This window comes from Azospirillum mesophilum (genome assembly GCF_053470405.2).
The window spans coordinates 196060-216295 of record NZ_JBPXMQ020000007.1 but is presented as its reverse complement, the minus strand read 5'-3'; the positions used below and the strand labels follow the sequence as shown (position 1 = coordinate 216295).

Sequence of the window (20236 nt, the reverse complement as noted above, 5' to 3'; positions counted from 1 at the left end):
TTCCGGGCCATTGCCACACGCTACGACAAGCTTGCCAGCACCTTTCTGGCCGCCGTTTACCTCGTCTCGGCTGTCATCTGGCTCAACTGACGACACGCTCTAAGGTCGCAGGGGCGGTTGGCGGCCCTGTGACCGTTGGAAATTCGCGATAAACGCGTATAAAATTGAGGTTCAAAGGGGAAATTCCCGCCACCGCGCGAGAGAGTGCGCCCATGGCCGATCCCATCACCGCCCTCGTCGTGGACGACGAGGAGATGAGCCGAGCCCTCGTCTCCGGCTACCTGGCGCGCATGGGCTATCGAACCCTGGGCGCCGGCACGGCGGAGGAGGCCTGGAGGCTGCTGGCGGACCTGCGGGAGGCGGTGCATGTCGTCCTGCTCGACCGGCAACTGCCGGGCATGGACGGGATGGAGCTGTTCCGGCGCATGAAGGCCGACCCCGACCTGTCGGTCATCCCGGTCATCATGCAGACCATCTCCGACGCCAGCGCGGACATCGCGGAGGCGATCCAGGCCGGCGTCTTCTACTACCTCGCCAAGCCCTACCCCGGCGAATTGCTGCAGTCCATCGCCGCCGCCGCCGTGGACGACCACATGCGCCTGAAGCGGCTTCAGGGCGACGTCCGGTCGCGCACCGACGCCATGGCGTTGATGCGCGAGGGCTGCTTCCGCTTCCGCACCCCGCAGGAGGCGCACAACCTCGCCATCGCCGTGTCCTCCATCATCCCAAAGGCGCGCGGGCTTGCCTTCGGCTTGGTGGAACTGCTGCTGAACGCGGTGGAGCACGGCAACCTCGGCATCGGCTACAAGGCCAAGGGGGAGCTGAAGCAGGGCAACATGCTCGCCCGCGAGATCGCGCACCGGCTGGCCCTGGCCGAAAATCGCGACAAGACCGCAACCCTGTGCGTGCAGCGCGAGCTTTCCCGCGTCGTCTTCACCGTGAGCGACCAGGGCCAAGGCTTCGATTGGACGCGTTACCTCGCCATGGACGCCCTGCGGTCCAGCGCCACCCACGGACGCGGCATCGCGCTGGCCCGCATGGTCGGCTTCCATGAACTGACCTACGAGGGATGCGGGAACCGGGTGGTGGCGACGGTCGACCTGTCGCGCCTGCCGGCGTAGAGGTCAATCGTAGGGGCCACTTGCTCAGGCCGGCGCCCGTGCGAGCCACAGGGCCGTCAGGTCGTCGGCCAGCGGGCGGGGCATGACGGCGAAGTAGCGGTCCAACAGCCCAGCCAGGACATCGCCCTGCCCGGCCTCGGCCTCCCGGTTGCACCGGTCCACGAGGGCGAGCACGCCCGCGTAGCCGAAGGGGCAGCCTTCCCAGTCCCGCGCCTCGAACAGCGCGTCGCTGAACAGGAAGAGGAATGCCCCCGGCGGGAAGTCCAGGCAGCGGTTCCGGTAACCGGCCTTGGGCGAGACGCCGAGCGGCAGTCCGACGCTTTCCCCCACCAGCAGGTCGCGGCCGGGAAGACCGATGATCGGCTTCGGGGCTCCCGCCGTGGCGTAGGTCAGGCGATTCGCGCCGGTGTCCACCACGGCGTAGAGCATGGCGGCGAACTGGGTTTCCGGCAACAGCCCGACCAGCAGACGGTTGATCGCCGCCAGCATTTCCGCCGGGTCGTCGCCGGGCAGGTCGATCTTCTCCAGCAGAGCGTGCAGGCGGAAGGTGTTCAGCGCCGCGGCGACACCATGGCCGGTGAAGTCGCAAAGGAAGACCGCGAACCGCTCCGAATCGAGCGGACTTGCGCCCCAGATGTCGCCCCCCAGCTCCGAGCTGGACTCGAAATGGCTGTCCAGCCGCACGCCGTAGCGCCGTTCGATGTCGCGGCGCGCTTCGGCGTCCGGCAGCAGGTCCAACTGCATGTCGCGGGCGAGTTGCATGCGCTGGACGGCGCCCGTGTGGAAGGTCTGGAGGCTGCGGATGACCTCCTGAAGAGACCGGTTGAGCGAGCGGTTCTCCAGATGCACCCGCAGCCGCGCCGCCACCTCCGCCCGCGTGATCGGCCGCGCGATCAGGTCGGTGGCGCCGAACGTGATCACCGCGCGCCGCGCCGCCGCCGACGGGAAGCGACCGACCACAAGAACGGGCACCTCGCCCAAGCCCTCGGCCGCGCGCAGGGTCCGGATCAGGTCGGGCACCTCGGCCAGCAGACTGCGGTCGAGCAGAATGAGATCGGGTTTCGCCGTTTCCGACGCGGCCAGCACCCCGGCCGCGTCCAGCGCGTGATCGACGTGGCGCACGCCGATGGTGCCGAGCGCCCGGCGCAAGGCCTCCGCGATGCCGCGGCGCGGCTGCCCGACGAGCACGCGCTGGCCGCCGACCGACCGCGCGGCGGGCGGAGACGCCAGCTTTTCCGGGGCCGGCCTTTCCATGACGGGGTCCGCCGCCACGGGGTCAGAAATCGCAGGGGATTATGGTGTGGAACTCCGAGATCTCGATCATTTCCCGAACCTGCCCCTTGGGGTGCTTCAGCTTCAGGCGCACGCGCGAGCGGTTGGCGGTGTTGTTGGCCAGAACCAGAAGGCCAAGACCTGCCGAATCGATGAATTCCAGGTGATCCAGGTTCAGCACGCAGTCGGTCAGCGTGTCCTTCTCCATTCCCTCGATGATTTTGCGGAAATCATCGTTGGCTTCGAAGGTCAGTTGCCCCCGCAGGTCGATCTCCCGGACGCCGCCCTGGTCGCGGACGGTGTAGTTCATAGCCCACCCTTCGGTTCTGTTTTCATCGTACCTGTCCTGGTCGTCTGCGGCGCCCATCATGCCGTCACGCGCTGCGCACGCCGTTCAGCAGGGCATCCACCTCGCTGCGCAGGGCCGCAGCCGGCTCCCGCAGGTCCTTGGCCGCCCAAAGCACCTGGAAGGCGGCGCCGTAGGAGGTGGCGCTGGCCTGTGTCAGCGAGACCACGCTGTGCGCGGCCGTGGTCGTGTCGTCGCTGACCGACACGGCGTTGCGCGAGATGTCCTCGGTAGCGCCTCGCTGCTGCTCCACCGCCGAGGCGATGGTGCCCGACATCTCCCGCATGCGCTCGATGATGCCGCCGATCGATTCGATGACGCCGACCGCGGATCCGGTGGCTTCCTGAACGGCGCCGATCTGCTGGACGATGTCTTCCGTGGCCTTGGCCGTTTGGCTGGCGAGGTTCTTCACCTCGTTGGCGACCACGGCGAAGCCCTTGCCGGCCTCCCCGGCGCGCGCCGCCTCGATGGTGGCGTTGAGCGCCAGCAGGTTGGTCTGGCTGGCGATGGCGGTGATGAGCTTCACCACCTGCCCGATCCGCTCGGCCGCCTCCGCGAGGCCCTGCACCATGCCGTTGGCCCGCTGGGCCTCCCGCACAGCCTCCTCCGCGATGGCGGAGGAGTTGACCACCTGGTCGCCGATCTCGCGGATGGAGGCGGACAGCTCCTGCGCCGCCGCCGCGACCTGCTGGATGTTCTGGCGCGACCGTTCGGAGGAGCGGGCGACCTCCAGCGTGCGGCGGGAGGTGCGGTTGACGCCATTGCCCATGTCCTCCGCCGTGTTCTGGATCTTGTCGGCACCGGCGGTCACGGCGGACAGCGTTTCCTCCGCCTTGCCTTCGAACACGCGCAGCAGCGCCTCGATGCGTTCGGCGCGGGCAATCTGGGCGCGGGTCGCCGCCTCCTGCTGCGCCTTCAGGCTGGCAGCCTGCTGCAGGCTGTCCTTGAAGGCGACGATGGCCCGCGCGATGGAGCCGATCTCGTCCGCACGGTCGGTGGCCGGCACGGCGACGGAGAAATCCTGCTGCGACAGCCGCCCGAGCACCGCGTTCAGCCGCCCCACCGGCGCCAGCAGGCGGCGCACCAGGACGAAGGAGGCCGCGCAGACCAGCAGCGCCACGCCGCCCGCCGTCAGCGCGATGACGCCGACCAGCGGGTTCACCATGGCGAAGAAGTCGCTTTTCTTCAGCCCGACGACGAGGATGCCGACGACCTCGCCCTTGGCGTTGCGGATCGGGTCGTAGGCGGTGAAATAGGGCTCGCCCAGGACGTCGTTCTCGCCCCGGTACGGTTTTCCGCTGCGCAGCACCGCGTCGTAGACCGGCCCGGCCCCGAGCTTGGAGCCGATGGCGCGGCTGCCGTCCGGGTTCTTCACGGTCGTGGCGATACGCGTGTCGCCCATGAAGATGGTCGCCACGCCGCCGCCGATTCGGGCAATCGTGTCGACGGGCGCGACATTGTCGTTCAGCACCGTCGTCCCGGCGTAGAGCTTGCCGTCCTGGACACGGACTTCCGATCCGAGGTTGCGCAGCACCTCCCAGGCGATCCCCAGATTGGCGTCCTGGCGCCGGGTGGCCTGATCGACCATTTCCGAGCGGATGAGGTGCAGCGACACGGCCACCGTGCAGGCCGCCAGCAGCAGCAACCCGCCAAGACTCAAGGTAACCACCTTGGCCGAGATCGACATGCGGGCGAACAGGCCGTTCATTCGTACACTCCGATAATCCGCTGCTGCGCAGTGTATCAGAGTGATCGAATGATGTTCAATTCGACAACGAACAGGACATATGGCCGCAGGTTGATGATAACGATTGGCGTCCCAGCGAAAGCATATGACCTTTTGCCGAGAATATCTTGGCCAGATCCCTACCGCGTCGCTCCGCAGACGCGCGCCACGAAGTTGTCAATGTCGCCGTTGAGCGTGACCGCCCGCCGCGCCAGTTCCCCGGCGGAGGCGAGCACCTGGCTGGCGGCGGCGCTGGCGTCCTGCGCGCCGGTGGACACATGGGTCACCGCGTCCGCCACCGTCCGCACCCCGGCCGACGCCTCGCTGATGGAACGGCTGATCTCGCCGATGGCCGCACTCTGCTCTTCGGCGGCACCGGCGATCCCGACGGCGATTTCGTCGATGTCGTGGATCATGCCGCCGACATGCTGGATCACTTCGGCCGTGTCGCGCGTCACCGCCTGGACCTGGGCGATCTGGGCGGTGATCTCCTCCGTCGCGCGGGCCGTCTGGTTGGCGAGGTTCTTCACCTCCGTCGCGACGACGGCGAAGCCCTTGCCCGCTTCACCCGCGCGCGCGGCCTCGATGGTCGCGTTCAGCGCCAGCAGGTTTGTCTGGCTGGCGATCTCGTTGATCAACTGCACCACCGCGCCGATCTGGTCGGCCGCGGCCAGCAGCGAGCGGATCGTCTCGTCCGCCTCCCTCACCTTCTCCACGGAGCTGCGGGCGAGATCGGCGGTGCGCGCCACGCCCTGCGCCACCTCGCCGATGGCGCCCGACACCTCGCCGGTGGCCGTGGCGACGCCGTCCACGTTGGACGACACCTGCCCCGCCGCCGACGCCGCAGAGAAGGACTGCTCGCTGGTGGCGGTCGCCACGCTGGTCATGGAGGTGGAGGCGGCCTCCAGCTGGGCGGCGCTGGCCGACAGGCTCTGCGCCACCTCCTTGATGTTGGCGCCGATGCGGGTGGCGCTTTCCACGAACTCGCGGCTCTTGGCGTCCATGGCCTCCAGCCCGTCGTTGATCTGGCGGGCGTAGGTTCCGAACTCCCCGACCATGCCGGTCATGACGATGCGGCGGTAATATTGCCCTTCCGCCGCGTGCTGCATGGCGGCGTTGGCCTCCTTGCCGAAGGACTCCACACGGTCGAGCAGCCGGTTGAGCGTGTGCAGCATCTCGGCGATGCGGCTGTTGCCGTGGATGTGGAGCACGCGGGGCTGGAGGTCGCCCTTCTCCGCCGCGGCGAGCACGTCACAGGCCTTCCCCAGCGACCGGTTGGTGAGCGCCAGCCAGCGGTAGGCCGCGAGGCACGGCACAAGCGCCACCGCGCCAAGCGCTGCCGCGGCGACGTCGCCGGTCGCAAGGCCGGCCACGACCTGCGTCGCGGACAGCAGCCCCAGCAGGAAGACGGCGACCAGAGCCTTAGAGACTGAAGACAAATTCGTCATAGGTCGTGCCCTTGTCCCGCAGGATGGAGTCCAACATGGAGGTGGAGGCGGCCATCGCGGCCTCCCGGTCGGCGTGCTTGGCTTCTTCGGCGCGCAGCAGGGCGTAGAGGCCGGCCGCCGCCTGCACCGCCGCCCGCGACGGCAGGCGCCGGCTGGAATGGAAGCCTGTGATGGTCTGGCCCCCGGCGAGCACCGGGGTGACGTGGGCGAAGACCCAGTAATGGTCGCCGTTCTTCGCCTTGTTGATGACGTAGGCGAAAATCTCGTGACCGGCCTGGATGCGGCTCCACAGCAGCTTGTAGACGCAGCGCGGCATGTCCGGGTGGCGCACGATGTTGTGCGGCTTGCCCAGCAGTTCCGCCTCCGCATAGCCGCTGACGCGCAGGAAGACGTCGTTCGCGTAGGTGATCAGCCCCTTCAGGTCCGTCTTGGAGACGATGATTTCGTCCTCGTGGAACGTCCGTTCCCGCCCGCTCAGGGTTACACCGGTCAACGCCATGGCCGCCCCTTCCAGCACCGCTCCGGCCGCCGCGCGGCCCTACATTGGTACTACCTTTAACGATTCACAGATACCGTACGTAATCAACAAATTGCTTCAAATTCACATGATCGGCACCTGCGACAAAATGCTCCACACGCATCGCGGGTGCGGCCGACATCGCCTTCTTCCGCTGGGCTTACGACCTAAGATTCAAACATCACCGATTTTTTAAGGAACTTGCCGCCTTGGCCGCCCGTTCTGCCGCTGAACAAAGAAGCGGTGGAGGTCGCCAGATGACACACAGAGTGCTGATTACCGGGGGCGCCGGCTTCATCGGGTCCCATTTGGCCGATGAGCTGCTGGCCCTGGGGCACCGTGTCCGTGTGTTGGATTCCCTGGAAGAGCAGGTCCACGGCGAAAAAGGGCGCCGCCCCGACTACCTCGCACCCGACATCGACCTGATGGTCGGCGACGTGCGCGACCCGGATGCCGTCGCCGCCGCCCTGAAGGGCGTCGATTCCGTCGTGCATCTGGCGGCCCGCGTCGGCGTCGGCCAGAGCATGTATCAGGTCGGCGACTATGTGAGCGTTAACGACCACGGCACCGCCGTCCTTCTCCAGGCGCTGATCGAAAAGCCGGTCGAACGGCTCGTCGTCGCCTCCAGCATGAGCATCTACGGTGAAGGCCTTTACCTCGACCAGCATGGCCGCCCCGTGGACGTCGGCCCCCGCCCGGTGGAGGCGCTGAAGGCCGGCAAGTGGGAACCGTCGGCGCCCAACGGCGCCGCGCTCATCCCCGTCGCCACGCCGGAGACGCACCGGCCGGGGCTCGCCTCCGTCTACGCCCTGAACAAGTACATGCAGGAACGCCTCTGCCTCATCATCGGCGAGGCCTACAACATCCCGACCACCGCGCTGCGCTTCTGGAACGCCTACGGCACGCGGCAGGCGCTGTCCAACCCCTACACCGGGGTGCTGGCGATCTTCGCCTCGCGCCTGCTGAACGGCAAGGCGCCGATGATCTTCGAGGACGGGCTGCAACGCCGCGACTTCGTCCATGTGGACGATGTGGTGCAGTCCTGCCGCCTCGCCCTCACCCACCCGAACGCGCCGGGCAAGGTGTTCAACGTCGCGAGCGGCATCTGCCGCACCGTGCAGGAGGTCGCGGCGGAGCTGGCCGTGGCCGTCGGCCGCCCGGACATCACGCCGGAGATCACCGGCCGCTGCCGCGTCGGCGACATCCGCCACTGCTTCCCCGACATCACGCTGATCCGCGAGACGCTGGGCTTCGAGCCGCGCGTGACGCTCGGCGACGGGCTGGCCGAGTTGTCGGAATGGCTGAGCCGGCAGGTCGCCGAGGACCGCGTGGAGCAGGCGAGCCGCGAACTGGCCTGCCGGGGGCTTTCGGCATGACGGAGCCCCATCCCGAACGGCGGTCAGCAGACCGGCGCGATGGCGTCCTGATCACCGGCGGCGCCGGCTTCATCGGCTGCAATCTCGCGCACCGGCTGGCCTCCGAAGGCCGCAAGGTGCTGATCCTCGACAACCTGTCGCGGGCGGGGGTGGAACAGAACCTCGCCTGGCTGAAGGCCACCCACGGCGACCGCGTCGAGGCCATCGTCGCCGACATCCGGCACAAGGAGACCGTCGCGGCCGCCGTGGCCCGCGCCGGGCAGGTCTTCCACCTCGCCGCCCAGGTCGCGGTGACCACCAGCCTCGTGGACCCGCTGGACGACTTCTCCGTCAACGCGGCCGGCACGCTGAACTTGCTGGAGGCCATCCGCGCGCAGGACGCGCCACCGTCGCTGGTCTTCACCTCCACCAACAAGGTCTATGGCAAGCTGCCGGGCGTGAACTTCGCCGCCCATGGGGACCGCTACGGCCCCAAGGACGCTCTGCTCGCCGGGCGCGGGGTCGGCGAGGAACAGCCGCTGGACTTCGTCAGCCCCTACGGCTGCTCCAAGGGGGCGGCGGACCAGTATGTGCTGGACTACGCCCGCACCTTCGGCCTGCCGATGGCCGTCTTCCGGATGAGCTGCATCTACGGCCCGCACCAGTTCGGGACGGAGGACCAGGGCTGGGTCGCGCACTTCATCAAGCGGGCGCTCGCCGGCGAGCCGATCACGCTCTACGGCGACGGGCGGCAGGTGCGCGACATCCTGTTCGTGGACGATCTGGTGGATGCCCTGATCCTGGCGCAGGAGCGCATGGGATCGCTTCAGGGCGACGCCTTCAACATCGGCGGCGGCACGGCCAACACGGTCAGCCTGTTGGAGTTGCTGGACCGCTTCCCCGCCCTGATCCGGGTGAAGCCGGACGTCCGCTTCGACGAATGGCGGCCCGGCGACCAGCCCTGGTACGTGTCCAACACCGGGCGCTACTTCGCGCGCACCGGCTGGCGGCCGCGGGTCGGGGTCGAGGAAGGCCTGATGCGGCTGGCCCGCTGGCTGAGCGACGCCCGCGCGGTCCCGGCGGACCGCCAGCGCGTGGCGTCGTGAGGAATTGCGGATGACGGTGTCCAAACGCATAGCCCTGGTCAACCCGCCCTGGAGCTTCGACGGCAGCATCTATTTCGGCTGCCGGGAGCCCCACCTGCCGCTGGAGTACGGCTGCGCTAAGGCCCTGCTGGAGCGCGCCGGCCATACGGTGGAGATCATCGACGGGCAGCTCTTCGGGCTGACGCTGGAGGAGGTTCGGGAAAAGGTCGGGGCGTTCGCCCCCGACCTGACCGTCGTCACCACCGCCCCCAGCTACCTGTTCTGGCGCTGCGCCCCGCCGGAACTGCGCGTGCCCATGCAGACGGTCGCCCGGCTGAAGGACGTCGGTGGCCGGATGGTCGGCGTCGGCCCGCACGGTTCCACCACCCCGAAGGCGGCGCTGCGCAAGCTGGGCGTCGAGGCCGTGGTGATGGGCGAGTGTGAGGAGGTTCTCGTCCGCCTCGCCGCCGAGGAGGACTGGCGGCTGGTGCCGCACGTCTGCAGCTGGGACGGGGGCGAGGTCCGCGTAAACGGCGGGCCGGCGGCGGCGACCTTCACCGACCTGCCGGCGCTGTCCTGGCCCGACGATTGGGTGCGCCGCCATCACCACCACCATCACCGCTTCGACGGCGCCCCAACCGGGCCGGGGGCGGAGATGGAGACCTCGCGCGGCTGCCCCTATTCCTGCACTTTCTGCGCGAAGGAGAACTTCCGCGACGGCTACCGCAAACGCCCCGTGCCGGTGGTGATGGAGGAGCTGGACCGGCTGATCGCGCAGGGCGTGGAGTACGTCTACTTCATCGACGAGATCTTCCTGCCCAACCAGCCGCTGCTGGAGGCCCTGGCCGAGCGCACCATCAAATTCGGCATCCAGACCCGGCTGGACCTGTGGAAGCCGCCGATGATCGAGCTGTTGGGCAAGGCCGGCTGCGTATCCATCGAGGCCGGCGTGGAAAGCCTGACGGTGGAAGGGCGCGCCGCGCTCGACAAGAAGTGCCGCATGGGCACGGACGAGCTGTCGGAACGGCTGATCCTGGCGAAGAGGGTCGTGCCCTTCGTTCAGGCCAACCTGATCCTGTCCGATGGCGACGACCCGGCGATGATCGCCGAATGGCGCGACCACATGCGCGCCCACGGCGTGTGGGCCAACGACCCGGTGCCGTTGTTCCCCTATCCGGGCTCTCCGGATTACCGGCTGCGCTGGGGCCTGCCCGACGATCAGGCCTGGGAGCGGGCGGTGGACCATTACCTGACCCACCACGGCCATTTCTGCGACATCCAGGACCAAACGCCCAAGCGTCTTCCGGAGCTGGAAGACATCGCCCCCCTTCCCCTGAAAGCGGCGGAGTAGCGCCATGGGGCAAGCCTCCCCCCCCCTCCGCCCGTCCCGCGTGCTGATGACCGCCGACGCGGTCGGGGGGGTGTGGGACTACGCGCTGGAACTGGCGCGCGGCTTCGCCCGCATGGGCACGGCCACCGACCTTGCGGTCATGGGGCCGGACGACGGGCGCAAGGCCGCCGCGCGCATCCCTGGCGTCACCCTCCATCACCAGCCCTTCAAACTGGAATGGATGGCCGACCCGGCCGGGGATCTGGACAAGGACCTGCGCAAGGCCGGCGACTGGCTGCTCGACCTGGAAAAGCGGCTGCGACCGGACATCGTTCACGTCAACGGCTACGCTGCCGCGGCGCTGCCCTTCCGCGCGCCGGTGCTCTGCGTCGGGCACAGCTGCGTGCTGTCCTGGTGGCGCGCCGTGCATGGGGAGGACGCGCCGGCGGAGTGGACCGGCTACGCGCAGCGCGTCGCCGACGGGCTGCGGCTGGCTGATCTTGTGGCCGCGCCGACGCAGGCCATGCTGGACGCGCTGGTGCGCCATTACGGGCCGCTGCCGCGCGCGCGCGTCATCCCGAACGGACGCGACCCGCAGCTTTACCGGCCCCTGCCCAAGCAGCCCATCATCCTCGCCGCCGGGCGCGTCTGGGACAAGGCCAAGAACATTGGCACGCTGGACGGGGTTGCCGGACGCCTGCCCTGGTCGGTGTTCGTGGCAGGGAGCATCGACGGGCCGGACGGGCAGCCCAAGCCGCTGCGCCACGCCCGGCACCTTGGCCAACTGCCGGCGGAACAGCTCGCCCGCTGGTTCGGCCGGGCCTCGATCTTCGCCCATCCCGCCCGGTACGAGCCCTTCGGGCTGGCGCCGCTGGAGGCCGCGCTGTCCGGCTGCGCGCTGGTGCTGGGCGACATCCCGAGCCTGCGGGAGCTGTGGGACGGTGCCGCCCTGTTCGTCGACCCGGACGACCGCAACGCGCTGGCCCGCACACTGGCGGCACTGGCCGACGATCCCGCGCGGGTGAAGGCGCTGGGCACCGCCGCGCGCCGCCGGGCGCACGGGTACACCGCCGTCCGCATGGTGCGCGGAACCATGGACGCCTACGCCGAACTTCTTGCGAAAGCGGCCCTGCGCGCGACCGCCTCGCCCGTGATTTGACGCGGTCACCGACCTTGCCACCCGACCTTGGGGCATAGGCCACGACCGCCGGACTAGGACCTATCCTCATCGGCGCCAAAGGCTTAGGCGCGCAAGAGTAATGCTTTTCCCGGACTTCGCAGCGCCCCCTTGGCGCGGAAGAGTGTCCGACCCGCGGCCCGACCGGCGCCGCCACACCATACAGCCGAATAGCGGGAGCCGATGCGCTTCGTCATTTTCTGCCAATCCCTCCTGTCCTGTTGGAACCACGGCAACGCCCATTTCCTGCGCGGCGTCGTGCGCGAATTGCAGGCGCAGCATCATTCCGTCCGCGTGCTGGAGCCCGCCGACGGGTGGAGCCGCGCCAACCTGCTCGCCGAACCGACGGGGCCGGAGGCGCTCGCCGGATTCGCCCGCAGCTTCCCAGGGTTAACGTCGGAGACCTACGACCTCGCCACGCTCGACCTCGACGAGGCCTTGGACGGGGCCGACGTGGTGCTGGTGCACGAGTGGACCGACCCGTCGCTGGTCGCCGCCATCGGGCGAAAGCGCGCGGCGCGCGGGCGCTTCCGCCTGCTGTTCCACGACACGCACCACAGGGTGGTTTCGAAGCCGGAAGAAATGGCCGCGCTGGACCTCGGCGCCTATGACGGCGTGCTCGCCTTCGGCGAGGTGCTGCGCCAGCGCTATCTGGAACTGGGCTGGGCCGGGCGCGCCTGGACCTGGCACGAGGCGGCGGACACAGCCCTCTTCCAGCCGATGCCGGGCCAGCCGACGGAGGGCGATCTGGTCTGGGTCGGCAACTGGGGCGACGACGAGCGCACCGCCGAACTGCACGAATTCCTGCTGGAGCCCGTCCGCAAGCTGGGGCTGAAGGCGCGCATCCACGGCGTGCGCTACCCCGACGACGCGCTGGCGGCCTTGAAGGAGGCGGGTATCGCCTACGGCGGCTGGCTGCCCAACCACAAGGCCCCGGCCCTGTTCGCCCGCCACCGCGTGACCGTCCATGTGCCGCGCCGCCCCTATGTGGAGGCGCTGCCCGGCATCCCGACCATCCGGGTGTTCGAGGCGCTGGCCTGCGGCATCCCGCTGATCTGCGCGCCCTGGCACGACACGGAGGGGCTGTTCCGGCCGGGCGCCGATTATCTCGTCGCGCGCGACGGTGCGGCCATGGCGGAGCTGCTGCGCGTCGTTCTGAACGACCGCGACATCGCGCTCAGCCTCGCCCGCAGCGGGCTCGACACCATCCGCCGGCGCCACACCTGCGCCCACCGCGTGGACGAGCTGCTGGCCGTCTGCCGGGCGCTGGGCGCGCCGCACGCCGACAATGAAACCACCGCCGAAACGGTTAAGGAGGGCATCGCCTGATGGCCGGCCTCGACATCGCGTTCTATGGATCGAGCCTCGTCTCCGCCTACTGGAACGGGGCGGCCACCTACTATCGCGGCATCATCCGGGCCCTGGCGGCGAGAGGCCACCGCGTCACCTTCTACGAGCCCGACGCCTACGACCGGCAGAAGCACCGCGACATCGCCGACCCGCCCTGGGCCAAGGTCGTCGTCTATCCCGCCACGCCCGACGGGCTGCACCGCGCGCTGGAGGCCGGGCGCGGCGCCGACGTGGTGGTGAAGGCGAGCGGCGTCGGCGTCTTCGACGACGAGCTGGCGGAGGGCGTTCTGTCCATCCGCCGTCCGGACGGGCTGGCGATCTACTGGGACGTGGACGCCCCGGCCACGCTGGCGGAGTTGAACGCCAACCCCGGTGCGGCGCTCAACCGGCTGGTGCCGGACTACGACATGGTGCTGACCTACGGCGGCGGGCCGCCGGTGATCGCGGCCTTCGCGGCGCTGGGGGCGCGGAGCTGTGTGCCGGTCTACAATGCGCTGGACCCGGACACGCACCACCCCGTACCCTTTGATGCTCGTTTCGACACCGATCTGACCTTCCTTGGCAACCGCCTGCCTGACCGCGAGGCGCGGGTGGAGCAGTTCTTCCTGGACGCCGCCGCGCGGCTGCCGGAGCGCCGCTTCCTGCTGGCCGGCAACGGCTGGCACGACAAGCCGGTGCCGTCGAACGTGCAGGTGATCGGGCACGTCTACACCGCCGACCACAACGCGCTGAACTGCTCGGGCCTCGCCGTGCTGAACATCAGCCGGCAGAGCATGGCGGAGATGGGCTATTCCCCGGCGACCCGCGTGTTCGAGGCCGCCGGGGCCGCCGCCTGTCTGATCACCGACGCCTGGGTCGGCATCGAGGAATTCCTGGAGCCGGGCACCGAGGTGCTGGTCGCCCGGGACGGCGCGGAGGTGGCGGAGCATGTGGCCGCGCTGACCAAGGACCGCGCGCAGGCCATCGGCCAGGCGGCCCTGCGCCGGGTGCTGGCCGATCACACCTACGACAACCGCGCGGTGCTGGTGGAAAAGCTGCTGACCGGTGCGGAAACCGGGATTCGGGAGGGCGTCTGAGAATGCGCAAGCTGAACGTCGTCGTTCTGGGGCTGTCCATCACCTCCTCCTGGGGGAACGGGCACGCCACCACCTACCGCGCTCTGCTGAAGGGCATGGCGGCGCGCGGGCACAAGGTGCTGTTCCTGGAACGCGACAAGCCCTGGTACGCCAGCAATCGTGACCTGCCCTCCCCGGACTTCTGCCGGCTCGCGCTCTATGACAGCCTGGACGAACTGGCTGACCGCCACGCGGCGGCGGTGCGCGACGCGGATCTGGTGGTGGTCGGCTCCTACGTGCCGGAGGGAGTTGCCGTCTCCCGCTGGGTCCAGGAGACGGCTGAAGGCGTCACCGCCTTCTACGACATCGACACGCCGGTCACCGTGGCGCGCCTGGAACGCGGTGACACCGAATACGTCTCGCCCGACGTCATTCCGGGATTCGACCTGTATCTGTCCTTCACCGGCGGGCCGATGCTCGACCGGCTGGAGCGGGAGTTCGGGGCGCAGCGCGCGCGGGCGCTCTACTGCTCCGTCGATCCGGACCACTATTATCCGGAACTGGGGCCGGTGCGGTGGGACATGGGCTATCTCGGCACCTACAGCATCGACCGGCAGCCGACCCTGAACCGCCTGCTGGTCGAACCGGCGCGGGCGTGGGAGCGCGGATCCTTCATCGTCGCCGGGCCGCAGTATCCGGACGCCGAGATCGGCTGGCCCGACAACGTCGCCCGCATCGACCATCTGCCGCCGACGGAGCACCGGCGCTTCTACAACGCCCAGCGCTTCACGCTGAACGTCACCCGCGCCGACATGGTTGCCGCCGGCTGGTCGCCGTCGGTACGCCTGTTCGAGGCGGCGGCCTGCGGCACCCCGATCATCAGCGACCCGTGGCCGGGGCTGGAGACGCTGCTCAAGCCCGACGAGGAAATCCTCATCACCGACGACAGCGAACAGGTGATGCGCTGGCTGCGCGACACCCCCGGCGACAAGGCCCGCCGCCTGGGCCGCGCCGCCCGCCGCCGCGTGCTCGCCTCCCACACCGGCATACGCCGCGCCGCAGAGCTTGAGACCTACGTTGCGGAAGTGCGGGCAACCCCGATGGTGCGCGCGCTTTGAACAAGTTCCCTCGCCCAGCCCCGCTGGGAGAGGGAGGGACCCATAGCGGAGCTATCGGAGGGTGAGGGCAAGGTTTAGGCGAGAATCCTGATAAAGCGCAGGATGGATTCTCGGAAAACCTTGCCCTCACCCTTCCCACTTCGTGGGCCCCTTCCCTCTCCCGCCGGGGGCGGGCGAGGGTGTTCAAAGCTCCGCGCGCAACTCGCCTTCGAGATACCGCACCAGCTCGTCGAAATGCGGTTTTGGAGCGTTCTCCGGGGCGATGCCGGCGAAGATGGGTTCGCCGGCACGCCAGCGCGCCTCGGCGTCGGGCATAGTCAGGACGCGGTTGAGGGCGGCGTTCAGCTCGTAGGCGTCGGCGGGCAGGCCGGCCACGGCCAGCGCGGCGCGCAGGGCGGCCTGGTAGCTGCTGCGCAGCGCCATGCCCTGCCCCGGCATGGACAGGGTCTCGCCGCTGTTGGCGCCGAAGCTGCGGGCGCACAGGTCCGCGTCGAAGGAGGCGAGGCTGCGGCAGGCGGTCGGGCGCACGGCGTAGACGCCGCAGGCGCCGGTCTCCAGCAACGGGCACATCGTTGGGGAGGCGAAACGCTCCTCCAAGGACCGGCCGTGGGTGGCGGCGTCGGCCTCCGCCACGCGGGCGGCGATGGCATCGCGGCGCTTGCCGGTCAGGCTGCGCGCGATCAGAAAGACCTCCGGCGCGGTCGCGGCGACGTAGCTGATGCAGCAGTGCGCGCAGCCGCGCTTGCAGGCCGTGCGCTCCGGCCGGGCGTGGCGCAGGGCGAGGTCGTAGCCGCCGTGGATCTCCGCCGCCGCGTCGCTGGCGGGATGATCGACCTTGTCACGGCGCAGGAGACGCAGCAGGCGCCGCGCCTCGGCCAGGATCGGTGCGGGGTCCTCGGTTCCGGCGGGGATGCCGTTGCGAAGAAGCTTGTCGTCCTCGCGCTCCTGCAACCGGCGCTGCTGCCGGGTGGCGATGCTCATGGTGGGATCAGTCCGCTGCGGTCACGGGCCGCCGGAGTCGATACAGGACATGCAGCAGGCCGGCGTGGATGAAATCGCGCTCGTAGGTGAAGCCGGTCTTTTCCATCACGCGGCGCGACTCCCGGTTGGTGGGCAGGGTGAAAGCGACGAGGCTCGGCAGCTTCAGCCGGTCGAAGGCCAGACCGGCGATGGTCCGCGCGACCTCGGTCGCCAGCCCCCGGCCCCAGGACTCCGCCGCGAGGCCGTAGAGCAGTTCAGTCTCGGTCACGCCCTCGATGTCCTTGCGGCGCAGCCCGGCGCGGCCGAGAAAGCGGCCGGTGTCCTTGTCGCGCAGGGTCCAGACGCCGTAGCCGTAACGGTCCCAATGGTCGACAAGGCGTCCGATGAAGGCGCGCGTCTCGTCGGCGGTCCACAGCCGCCCGCCCAGCGTCGCCATCACGGCCGGGTCGGTGTGCATGCGCAGAAGGTCGTCGAAATCACCCTCGCGAACGGGATGGGCACGCACGCGATCCGTTTCGAACGTCTCAACCACGCGAACAGCCTCCCGGAAAAGGATGGTTTGGGGCTACATCCCCGGTTCGAAGACGACGACGCGGTTGCGCCCCTCGCGCTTGGCCCGGTAGAGGGCGAGGTCGGCGCGGTGGATGGCCTTTTCCAGCGTGTCGTTGGGACCGTCCAGCGCCGAAATGCCGATGCTGCAGCTCAGGTGGAAGCGTCCTTCCGGCCCCGGAATGGCCATGCGCGCCAGATGGCGGCGCACCCGCTCCGCGACCACGCGGGATTCGTCGGCCGTGGCGCCGGGCAGGACGACCACGAACTCCTCGCCGCCCAGGCGGCCCAGGATGTCGTATTCGCGCAGGATCGCCTGGCATCCGCCGGCCACCATGCGCAGGGCATCGTCGCCGGTGGCGTGGCCGTAGCTGTCGTTGATGCGCTTGAAGTGGTCCACGTCGAGCACGAAGATCGACATCGGTTCGTTGAAGCGGTGCGCGCGGGCAAGCTGGGAACGCGCCAGTTCCATGAAGGAACGCCGGTTGTAGATGCCGGTCAACGGATCGCGGGAGGCCATGTCCCGCAGGGCCTCCTCCATGTTGCGGCGTTCGGTGTAGTCGTAGATCCAGGCGAGGTTCACCTGTACGCCCTGGATCACCGCCTGGTTGACCGTGAACAGCGTCCAGAAGGCGGAGCCGTCGGCGCGCCGGAACTGCACCTCCATGTTCACGACGGAGCCGGAGGTGCGCAGCCGCTCGACCACGCGGTCGCGCTGGTTGGAATCCAGGTAATAGTCGCGCGCCTGCCGGCCGATGACGTCCTCGCGCTTCAGCCCGATCAGCTCGGCAAAGCGGGTGTTCGCGAAGATGATCCGCCCGTTGTCGCGACGGGAGACGGACACGCCGATGGGGCTCTGCTCCAGGATGGCCTGAAGCCGCTCCTCGCTGGGCAGCCCCTCCGTCAGGTCGTGGATGACGCCGACGATGCCGCCGAAGTTGCCGACGCTGTCGCAGAAGACCGCCTTGGTCAGGCTGGCCATGCGGGTGGAGCCGTCGGCGAAGGGCACCGCCTCCTCATAGCTGCGCTGGCCCCAGGTGACGACCAGTTCGCGATCCTGCTCCTCATGCGCCTTGGCAAGGCGCGGGTCCATCACCGCAAAGGCGGTCTTCTGAATGATCTTGCCGCGGGACAGGCCGGTGTAGCGTTCGAAGGCGTCGTTGCAGTCGACATAGGCGCCGTCCCCGTTCTTCACGAAGACCGGGACGGGCAGAGTCTCGAACAGGACCTCCTTCATCAGGAGTTGGTCGCGCAGGGCCGCCTCGGCCCGGCGGTGGTGCGTGACGTCGGTGAGAACGCGCAGGCACAGGGCTTCCTCCGGCGCGCCGGCGACGGGACCGACCGCCTCCGACACCCAGACGATGCCGCCGTCCTGGCGCTGCAGGCGCCGCTCGCAGGCCGCCGGCTCGCCGTTCGAATCCGCAAGCGCGGTGCTGTCCGGCGGCTCCAGGCTGCGGTAGCCGAGACCGGCCAGCGTCGATGGTGGGTAGCCCAGCAGATCGTGCAGGGCGGGGTTGGCATAGACGATAATCCCTTCGGGCGTGGTGATGCAGACGCCGGTCGGCAGCGCGTCGAACGCGCGCCGCAGCGTCGCCTGCGTCTCCTCCACCTGTCCTTGCGGATTCATCGTTGTGCCAACTGAGTCGAGCATGGCGGCTACAGTCTCATGGAAGATAATTGCGCTGCAACCGTGGGATACGCCTGTACGTTAGCCGATGCCCGTTTTTGCCCATGTGCGCCATCTTGTCGCGCTCGCCCATTGATCGCTCAAAATCAAAGCAAAGTCGATGTGTTTGTGAACAATCGGCAGGCAAAACGAAGACGCCCCGCCGCCGCCTCATCCTGCGGCAAGCCCAGCCGGAGCCAATCCGTCCGATAGTCGAAGCGGCGCACCAGGATACCCGCTTGTCCAAGCGCGTGGTACAGCTCCGTGGCCCTCGACTCGCGGATGAGACGAAAGAGGGATATGCCCCCGGCGACGGTCAGCCCCGCGTCCGTCAGCAGCGCGTTCAACCGGGCGGCCTCACGGGCGAGCCGCTCCCGCGTCGCGGCGATCCAAGACGAATCCGACAGCGCCGCCGTGGCGACCGCAAGGCCCGGCCCCGACACCGCCCACGGCCCAACGGCGGCGCGCACCGCCTCGGCCAGCGCCGGTGCGGCCAGCAGGATGCCGAGCCGCAGGCCCGCCAGCCCGAAGAACTTGCCGAAGGAGCGCAGGACGATCAGCCCCGGCCGGGCGGCCTGGGCCGCGACGCTGGCCTCCGGCGTCACGTCGGCGAAGGCCTCGTCCACCACCAGCCAGCCGCCTCGGGCGGCCTGCCGGTCGGCAAGGTCCAGCAGGTCGGCCGGGGGCAGGATGCGCCCATCGGGGTTGTTCGGGTTGACGACCACGATCACGTCCGCCGCGACGCCGTCGGGCGTGGGGACCTCCGTCACCCGGTGCCCCGCCCCCGCCCAGCCGGCGGCATGCTCCGCGTAGGTCGGCCCCAGCACCGCGACCGTGCCCGGCGCGCGCAGCCTGGGCAGAAGCTGGATCAGGGCCTGCGACCCTGACGCGGCCGCCACCATCGCCGCCGACGGCGCGCCGTAGCAGGCCGCCGCAGCCTCGCGCAGAGCGGATTCGGCCCCGCGGGCGGGCAGGCGGCTCCAGGCCTCGGGCGGGATCGCGGGCAGCGGATAGGGCCACGGGTTGATGCCGGTGGACAGGTCCACCCAAGGCTCCGGCGCGCCCGCGAAGGCCGCCCGCGCGCCGTCCAGATCGCCTCCGTGGACGATACCCTTGGACCGAGCCACCGTTTCCGCCATGATCGCGCCCTTCCCTTTCCCCGTCAGGACTCTGTGCCGTGGAGCTTCATCCGTCCGTGCTCGCCGCCGCTCTCGTCATCGAGGCCGCCGCCGGCTATCCGGACGCACTGTACGCCCAAATCCGTCACCCGGTGGTGTGGATCGGTGCGCTTATCGCCCAGCTTGACCGCGCGCTCAACCGCGAGGGCGATTCCTTCGACCTGCGCAAGGCGGCGGGCGCGCTGGCCGTGCTCGTGCTGCTGCTGGTCGTCGGCGGGGTGGCCTACGCCGTGGCGTGGCTGTGCCGGCACCTGCCGTTCGGCGGGCTGTGGGAAGCGGCGCTGGCCTCCACGCTGATCGCGCAGCAGAGCCTGTACGAGCATGTGGCGGCGGTCGCCGCCGCCTTCCGGACCGGGGGGCTGGAGGGCGCGCGGGAGGCGGTGTCGCGCATCGTCGGGCGCAATCCGGCCACGCTGGACGAGCATGGCGTCTGCCGCGCGGCCATCGAGAGCCTGTCGGAGAACTTCTCGGACGGCGTCGTGGCCCCCGCCGTCTGGCTGCTGGTCGGCGGGCTTCCGGGGATTGCGCTCTACAAGGCGATCAACACCGCCGACAGCATGATCGGCCACCGCACGCCCCGCCACGAAGCCTTCGGCTGGGCGGCGGCGCGGCTGGACGATCTGGTGAACCTGCCCGGCTCACGCCTGTCCGCGCTGCTGATCGCCGCCGCCGCGCGCTTCACGGCCGGCGCCGATGCGAACGAGGCGCTCCGCTCCGTCCGGCGCGACGCGCACCGCCACCGCTCCCCGAACGCCGGGTGGCCGGAGGCGGCCATGGCCGGCGCCCTCGACCTGCGGCTCGGCGGTCCGCGCGTCTATGGGGATGTGCGGATCGAGGACGCCTGGATGGGACCGGGCCGCACCGCCGCCACCCCCCAGGACATCGACCGCGCGCTGTTCCTCTACCGCCGCGCTTGCATGGTGCTGGTCGTCGGAGCGCTGGTGCTGGCCATCCTGTAACGC

General features: G+C 69.5%; 18 protein-coding genes and 1 pseudogene. 10 read left to right on the top strand and 9 right to left on the bottom strand.

What is annotated here, in order from left to right; genetic code table 11:
• Together ACSVC7_RS10585 and ACSVC7_RS10580 are read left to right on the top strand one after the other, a co-directional pair.
• Positions 1-90: pseudogene (locus tag ACSVC7_RS10585) on the top strand (IS5/IS1182 family transposase); the annotation flags it as partial.
• A gap of 122 nt (positions 91-212) precedes the next feature.
• On the top strand, positions 213-1121 hold the full coding sequence (locus ACSVC7_RS10580; protein WP_448202834.1) for a response regulator: 909 nt from the start codon (positions 213-215) through the stop codon (positions 1119-1121).
• 24 nt (positions 1122-1145) lie between these two features.
• Here ACSVC7_RS10580 and ACSVC7_RS10575 read toward each other — a convergent pair whose 3' ends face one another.
• The 5 genes from ACSVC7_RS10575 to ACSVC7_RS10555 form a co-directional block, all read right to left on the bottom strand.
• A complete protein-coding gene (locus tag ACSVC7_RS10575; RefSeq protein WP_448202835.1) occupies positions 1146-2375 on the bottom strand; it encodes a PP2C family protein-serine/threonine phosphatase in 1230 nt (409 codons plus the stop codon).
• A gap of 22 nt (positions 2376-2397) precedes the next feature.
• Positions 2398-2703, bottom strand: a complete 306-nt coding sequence (locus tag ACSVC7_RS10570; protein WP_448202836.1) for an STAS domain-containing protein — start codon at positions 2701-2703, stop codon at positions 2398-2400.
• 64 nt (positions 2704-2767) lie between these two features.
• Positions 2768-4447 (bottom strand): methyl-accepting chemotaxis protein, encoded by a 1680-nt coding sequence (locus ACSVC7_RS10565; RefSeq protein WP_448202837.1) that lies wholly within the window; start codon positions 4445-4447, stop codon positions 2768-2770.
• A gap of 158 nt (positions 4448-4605) precedes the next feature.
• Positions 4606-5913 carry a methyl-accepting chemotaxis protein gene (locus tag ACSVC7_RS10560; protein WP_448202838.1) on the bottom strand — a complete coding sequence of 436 codons (1308 nt, stop codon included), beginning with the start codon at positions 5911-5913 and terminating at the stop codon, positions 4606-4608.
• Positions 5888-6412: a PAS domain-containing protein gene (locus tag ACSVC7_RS10555; protein ID WP_448202839.1), complete on the bottom strand. Its 525-nt coding sequence runs from the start codon at positions 6410-6412 to the stop codon at positions 5888-5890. The genes ACSVC7_RS10560 and ACSVC7_RS10555 overlap by 26 nt, the downstream gene beginning before the upstream one ends.
• A 275-nt stretch (positions 6413-6687) precedes the next feature.
• Here ACSVC7_RS10555 and ACSVC7_RS10550 point away from each other — a divergent pair, with 275 nt between their 5' ends.
• The 7 genes from ACSVC7_RS10550 to ACSVC7_RS10520 all read left to right on the top strand — a co-directional run bounded on the left by ACSVC7_RS10550 (position 6688) and on the right by ACSVC7_RS10520 (position 14900).
• A complete protein-coding gene (locus tag ACSVC7_RS10550; protein WP_448202840.1) occupies positions 6688-7806 on the top strand; it encodes an NAD-dependent epimerase/dehydratase family protein in 1119 nt (372 codons plus the stop codon).
• On the top strand, positions 7803-8891 hold the full coding sequence (locus tag ACSVC7_RS10545) for an SDR family NAD(P)-dependent oxidoreductase (protein WP_448202841.1): 1089 nt from the start codon (positions 7803-7805) through the stop codon (positions 8889-8891). Before ACSVC7_RS10550 ends, ACSVC7_RS10545 begins: the two co-directional genes overlap by 4 nt.
• A 10-nt stretch (positions 8892-8901) precedes the next feature.
• Positions 8902-10221, top strand: a complete 1320-nt coding sequence (locus ACSVC7_RS10540; protein WP_448202842.1) for a TIGR04295 family B12-binding domain-containing radical SAM protein — start codon at positions 8902-8904, stop codon at positions 10219-10221.
• A 4-nt stretch (positions 10222-10225) separates the two neighbouring features.
• Positions 10226-11359, top strand: a complete 1134-nt coding sequence (locus ACSVC7_RS10535) for a glycosyltransferase family 4 protein (protein ID WP_448202843.1) — start codon at positions 10226-10228, stop codon at positions 11357-11359.
• A gap of 201 nt (positions 11360-11560) precedes the next feature.
• Positions 11561-12706, top strand: coding sequence for a CgeB family protein (locus ACSVC7_RS10530; protein ID WP_448202844.1), 1146 nt, complete (start codon positions 11561-11563; stop codon positions 12704-12706).
• Positions 12706-13803 (top strand): CgeB family protein, encoded by a 1098-nt coding sequence (locus tag ACSVC7_RS10525; RefSeq protein WP_448202845.1) that lies wholly within the window; start codon positions 12706-12708, stop codon positions 13801-13803. The genes ACSVC7_RS10530 and ACSVC7_RS10525 overlap by 1 nt, the downstream gene beginning before the upstream one ends.
• 2 nt (positions 13804-13805) lie before the next feature.
• Positions 13806-14900 carry a CgeB family protein gene (locus ACSVC7_RS10520; RefSeq protein WP_448202846.1) on the top strand — a complete coding sequence of 365 codons (1095 nt, stop codon included), beginning with the start codon at positions 13806-13808 and terminating at the stop codon, positions 14898-14900.
• Positions 14901-15083: 183 nt separating this feature from the next.
• On the opposite strand, the gene ACSVC7_RS10515 is transcribed toward ACSVC7_RS10520, so the two are convergent.
• From ACSVC7_RS10515 to cobD, 4 genes are all read right to left on the bottom strand, one after another.
• Positions 15084-15881, bottom strand: coding sequence for a YkgJ family cysteine cluster protein (locus ACSVC7_RS10515; protein ID WP_448202847.1), 798 nt, complete (start codon positions 15879-15881; stop codon positions 15084-15086).
• 7 nt (positions 15882-15888) lie between these two features.
• On the bottom strand, positions 15889-16413 hold the full coding sequence (locus tag ACSVC7_RS10510; RefSeq protein WP_448202848.1) for a GNAT family N-acetyltransferase: 525 nt from the start codon (positions 16411-16413) through the stop codon (positions 15889-15891).
• Between the two features lie 33 nt (positions 16414-16446).
• Complete coding sequence (locus ACSVC7_RS10505; protein ID WP_448202849.1) at positions 16447-18081, bottom strand: GGDEF domain-containing protein; 1635 nt, start codon at positions 18079-18081, stop codon at positions 16447-16449.
• Positions 18082-18203: 122 nt separating this feature from the next.
• The gene (gene cobD / locus ACSVC7_RS10500) at positions 18204-19235 is read right to left on the bottom strand and encodes a threonine-phosphate decarboxylase CobD (protein ID WP_448202850.1); all 1032 of its coding nucleotides are present in this window, start codon (positions 19233-19235) and stop codon (positions 18204-18206) included.
• Positions 19236-19273: 38 nt separating this feature from the next.
• On the opposite strand from cobD, the gene cbiB reads away from it, so the two are divergent.
• A complete protein-coding gene (gene cbiB, locus ACSVC7_RS10495) occupies positions 19274-20233 on the top strand; it encodes an adenosylcobinamide-phosphate synthase CbiB (protein WP_448202851.1) in 960 nt (319 codons plus the stop codon).
• Positions 20234-20236: the final 3 nt, after the last annotated feature.